The sequence below is a fragment of the Actinotalea sp. C106 genome (assembly GCF_023630195.1).
Lineage (GTDB): Bacteria > Actinomycetota > Actinomycetes > Actinomycetales > Cellulomonadaceae > Actinotalea.
The window spans coordinates 1-4668 of record NZ_JALPKN010000251.1 but is presented as its reverse complement, the minus strand read 5'-3'; the positions used below and the strand labels follow the sequence as shown (position 1 = coordinate 4668).

The following is a 4668-nucleotide window of genomic DNA, read 5'->3' as shown; positions in this document are numbered from 1 at the left end:
GGCCAGCGCGACCAGCTCGGCCACGGTGCCTGCGTCGGGCAGCCCTCCCGCCGCCGGACCGGGGTCGCCTGCCCCGTCGGGGTCAGGACGGCCGGGCTCGGGCTGCTGGTCGAGGCTCACCCCGCCCATCCTGCCCCACCCCGCAGGGTCGGGTCCGCGCACACCACCGAGCCACGGCACACCGGGGCACCTCCCGGCGCCACGCCCGGGAAGGTGGCACCCTCGTGCTCAGGGCGTAGGAGGTGTCATGAGCGAGCTCAGTCTCGTGGGTCTGCACGAGGGCGGCGAGCACGTCGTCCTCGAAGGACCCGACGGTCAGCGGTTCCGGCTGCCCATCGACGAGGCCCTGCGTGCTGCGGTCCGGCGCGACCGGCCCCAGCTCGAGCAGGTCCGCGCCGAGGCGGCGGGGGCCCTGCCCCCGCGAGAGATCCAGGCCCGGGTCCGTGCCGGGGCGAGCGCCGAGGAGGTCGCGGAGGACTCGGGCATGCGGGTCGAGATCGTCCGCCGCTACACCGGTCCCGTCCTTGCCGAGCGTGAGTACGTCGCCCAGCAGGCACGGAGCACCCGCATCGGGCACGACCCCGGGGCCCCTGAGCTCGGCGACCTGGTGACCGACCGCCTGGCGACCCGCGGGGTGGACTCGGCCAGCATCGGCTGGGACGCCCACCGGCACGGCAGCGCGCCGTGGACGGTCGAGATGCGCTTCGAGGTCGGCGGGGCCGTCCGCTCGGCCCGCTGGACCTACGAAGCGGCCACCCGCACGGTCCGTGCGGTCGACGACGAGGCCCGCTGGCTGTCCGAGACCGAGCTCGCGGACAGCCCCATCCCGCGGCGCCACCTGGCGGCGGTCCGCAGCTCGCTCGAGGTCGACGTCGACGCCGCCCTCGGGCCGCTGCTCGCGTCGATCGACCCGCCGGTCGAGGTCGAGCCTCCCGAGGCGGACCCGCACGAGGAGACCGCAGCCCTGCTCGACGACCTGACGGATCGCCGGGGCGTGCGCCAGCAGCTCGATCTCGACGAGGAGGAGGACGAGGCCTTCGAGGGCTTCGGGCCTCAGCACACCTTCGACTTCGACAACCCGGAGGTGTTCGGCCGCGACCTGGGCCCCGTGCCCGCGGCCCACCCCCCGCACTCCCGGCCCGACCAGGCGACCGACGCCCGGGTGCTCCGGCTGCCGCCGGTGCTGTCCCCCGCAGCCGGGCAGGGCGAGGAGCCGCCGACCCCCGAGGCCCTCGATCCCGAGGAGGCCCCGACCGCCGCACCGCGCAGCGACGCGGAGGAGGCCGAGCCCACCGAGGTCCCCGAGCGGACGACCACGGCACCCCGGGCGCGGTCGCGCCGGGGTCGCGCGTCGGTCCCGAGCTGGGACGAGATCGTCTTCGGCGCCAAGCCCGAGTAGCGCCTGAGGGCTCAGTCCTCGAGCGGGAACGGCAGGGTGTCGGGGGCGGACGAGGTCGCCCGTGCTGCGGCGACCGTCATCCGCCGCATGTGGTGCCGTCGGCAGAGGACCTCGTACCCGACCTCGGCCGCGGCATCGGTGTCCCCGACGACGACCTGCTCGCCCTCGACCACCATGATCCCGCGCACCGTGCGGGCGTTGTGGGTCGCCCGCGCCCCGCACCAGCACAGGGACATGACCTGGAGCACCTCGACCCGGTCGGCGAGCTCGATGAGGCGGGCCGAGCCCGGGAACAGGCGGGTGCGGAAGTCCGCGGTGATGCCGAAGGCGAACACGTCGACGCCCATCTCGTCGACGAGGGCCGCGAGCTGCTCGACCTGGGTCGTGGTGTAGAACTGCGCCTCGTCGCACACGAGGTAGTCCACGCGCTCGCCCCGGGTGCGGCGCTGGACGACGTCGTCCCAGAAGTCCGTCGTGTCGGTCACCTCGGAGGCGGGGTGCCGCAACCCGAGCCTCGAGGAGAGGACGTCGACCCCGGCCCGGTCGTTGCGCGTGAAGACCACGCCACCACGTCCACGGGCCGCGTGGTTGTGGTCGAGCTGCAGGGCCAGGGTGGACTTGCCGCAGTCCATGGTGCCGCTGAAGAAGACGAGCTCGGCCACCGCCCCTCCCTCAGGCCACCACGACGAGGGGGACCTGCATCTCCCCCGGGGTGAACGAGCCGTGCATCCCACGCAGCGCGATCGAGCGGGGCGTCTGGGTCCGCGAGTCCACGACGCCGGCGACCCCCGTCGCCGCGACGACGAGGTCACCGATCATGGGGCGGACGTGCTCGGCCACGGGCCCGAACCATCCGGCAGCGATCGCCTCGTCCCGCGTGGCTACGACGGCCGCCTCGCCCAGGGTGGTCCGCCACCGGTCGGCGACCTCGAGGGCAGCACCGGGCCGCGTGTGCACGTGCGTGGCCCGCGGCTCGCCGGCGACGACCTCGACCCCGGCGGCCAGAGGCGGGGTCGTCGCGACGTCGACGAGGGCCCTGCGGTCGACGTCGACCATGCCGTGGTCCGCCGTGATGAGCAGCAGCGTGTCCCGGGGGACCGAGCGCGCCAGGCGCGCGAGCTCGCGGTCGGCCGTCGTCAGCTCGTCGGCCCAGGCCCGGGACTGCCAGCCCTCGTGGTGGCCGACCTTGTCCACCTCGCCCCAGTACAGGTAGACCAGCCCCGGGGCGGTGAGCTCGTGGAGGGTCGCGTCGACACGGTCCGCGAGAGGCTCGGCCGCGACGAACCGGGCTCCGCGCAGGGCTGCCTCAGTCAGCCCCGACCCGGCGAAACGGCCAGGGCCCACCGACGTCACCTCGACCCCCGAGGCCGCCAGCTGAGCGAAGACCGAGGGCTCGCGCTGCCAGCTCTCGGCCGGTCCGGCGCCCTCCCAGGCGACGAGGTTGGCCAGACCTCCAGTGTCGGGGTTGCGCACGCTGTACCCGACGAGGCCCGTGCGCCCGGCGGCGCAGCCGGTGCCGAACAGCCCCATCGAGGTCGCCGTCGTCGACGGGAAGCCTGCGGTCAGCACCCGGGCCTCGTCCAGGCGACCGCGCAGGAACGGCGCGTGGCCGCGACGCTCGCTCAGCATGGCGTGGCCGAGGCCGTCGACGAGCACCACGCAGACCCGTGACGCCCGCGGGACCCCCAGCCGCACCCGGGCTGCCTCGTGGTGCTGGTCCTGCGAGCCGACGGCGGATGCGGCGGCCGGCAGAACCCCGTCGAGGCACAGGCCGCCGTAGTCGGGGGCGAGGAGCCCTGCCTCCTCGAAAGCCGCGGCGAGGTCGTACGCCGCCGTCATCGGGCCCGGGCCACCGCGGTCGACAGCGCACGGGCGAAGTCCATCGCGGCGCGGACGGCCTCGAGGCCCTCGGCGTGGGCCGAGACACGCACCACGGCGTCGTCGGGGGCGCTCGTCCCGGTCAGGCCGTGGTCGGCCTCGCAGGCCGGGTCGGCGCAGCTCGCGGGCTCGAGGTCGATGCGACGCATCGCCCCCCAGCCGAGCACCAGGGTGAGCTCGGCGGGCAGGGCACCGCTGCGGTGCGTCGCCGGGTCGTGGACCACGTGGGTCAGACCGACCGACTGCAGGCGCGCCAGGGGGACGGACTCGGTGGTCGCCGAGGCGCTCGCCGAGGGGTGCTCGCTGTCCGCGGGGTGGTCGTCGACGTGGGCGAGGACCAGACGCGTGGGGGTCAGGACCAGCACCGTGAGGTGGCGCCGCACCTCGACCGAGTCGAAGGTCGTCTCGGGGTGCACCAGGTGGGCCACCACCTCCTCGCCCGCCAGCGCGACGTCGACGACGTCCGCCACCAGGTCCGGGTAGTAGCCCGCGTGATGCAGGCTCCGGCGCAGCTCCTTGGTCGTTGCAGGCACCACGCCATCCTTCCATCCTCCGGGCCGGGTGCCCGCACCGGAGAAGGTTACTCGGGCAACGCCCGTCGGGCGCCGTCGGCCCGACCGGCACCGGCCAGCTCGATGCGGCCGCCCAGCACCGCGGCCCCGTGCTCGGCGACCACGACCGGGTGCAGCTCGAGGGCGTAGACCTCGGGCAGGTCCTCGGCGAGTGTCGCCGCACGGGCGAGGACCTCCTCGAGGGCACCCACGTCGAGGGCCGGTAGACCCCGGTACCCGAACAGCCGCGGCCCCGCACGCACCGCACGCACCATCTCGCTCACGTCGACGTCGGTCAGCGGCGCGACGCCGTAGCTCACGTCCCCGAGGAGGTCGACCGCGTCCCCCGCCAGCCCGAAGGCGACCACGGGACCGAACCGCGGGTCCTCGCTGGTCCGGATGACGCAGGCCACCCCGCCCGGGGCCATGCGCTGGACCTCGAACCGGGCGTCCCCGGCCCCGAGGTCGGCGAGGTGCTCACGCATCTGGGTGAGGTCCTCGGTGAGCTCCTCGGGCCCGGCGATGTCCAGCCGCACGCCGCCGAGGTCGATCCGGTGGCGCAGGTGGTCGGCAGCAGCCTTGAGCGCGACCGGCCACCCCAGGCGCTCGGCGGCTGCGCACGCCGAGTCCACGTCGTCCGCGGGCAGGGCCGGCCACAGGTGCAGCCCGTAGCAGGCCAGCAGGTCAGCGGTCTGCTCCTGGTCGAGCCGCACCGGACCGCTCCCCCGGCTCAGCGCAGCCTCGACCAGTGCCCGGGCCCGGGCCCGGTCGACCCCGTCAGGATCGAGTGGTCGCCCCCGGTCCGTCGCGCGCCACGCCCCGTAGCGCGCCGCCGCGGCC

Annotated in this window: 5 protein-coding genes; 1 reads left to right on the top strand and 4 read right to left on the bottom strand. The window is 75.3% G+C overall.

Going from position 1 to position 4668, the window contains the following annotated elements; genetic code table 11:
• The first annotated feature begins 247 nt into the window (after positions 1-247).
• Entirely contained in the window at positions 248-1399 is a 1152-nt protein-coding gene (sepH, locus tag L0B03_RS14205; protein ID WP_250446904.1) for a septation protein SepH, read from the top strand.
• A gap of 11 nt (positions 1400-1410) precedes the next feature.
• Here the strand turns inward: sepH and L0B03_RS14200 are convergent, their stop codons facing one another.
• The 4 genes from L0B03_RS14200 to L0B03_RS14185 form a co-directional block, all read right to left on the bottom strand.
• Positions 1411-2061 (bottom strand): thymidine kinase, encoded by a 651-nt coding sequence (locus L0B03_RS14200; RefSeq protein ID WP_250446901.1) that lies wholly within the window; start codon positions 2059-2061, stop codon positions 1411-1413.
• A 10-nt stretch (positions 2062-2071) separates the two neighbouring features.
• A complete protein-coding gene (locus tag L0B03_RS14195) occupies positions 2072-3238 on the bottom strand; it encodes an alkaline phosphatase family protein (RefSeq protein WP_250446899.1) in 1167 nt (388 codons plus the stop codon).
• Entirely contained in the window at positions 3235-3810 is a 576-nt protein-coding gene (locus L0B03_RS14190; RefSeq protein WP_250446898.1) for a DUF5998 family protein, read from the bottom strand. The genes L0B03_RS14195 and L0B03_RS14190 overlap by 4 nt, the downstream gene beginning before the upstream one ends.
• Before the next feature lie 47 nt (positions 3811-3857).
• The coding region (locus tag L0B03_RS14185) for an acetate--CoA ligase family protein (protein ID WP_250446896.1) at positions 3858-4668 on the bottom strand (811 nt) is incomplete at its 5' end.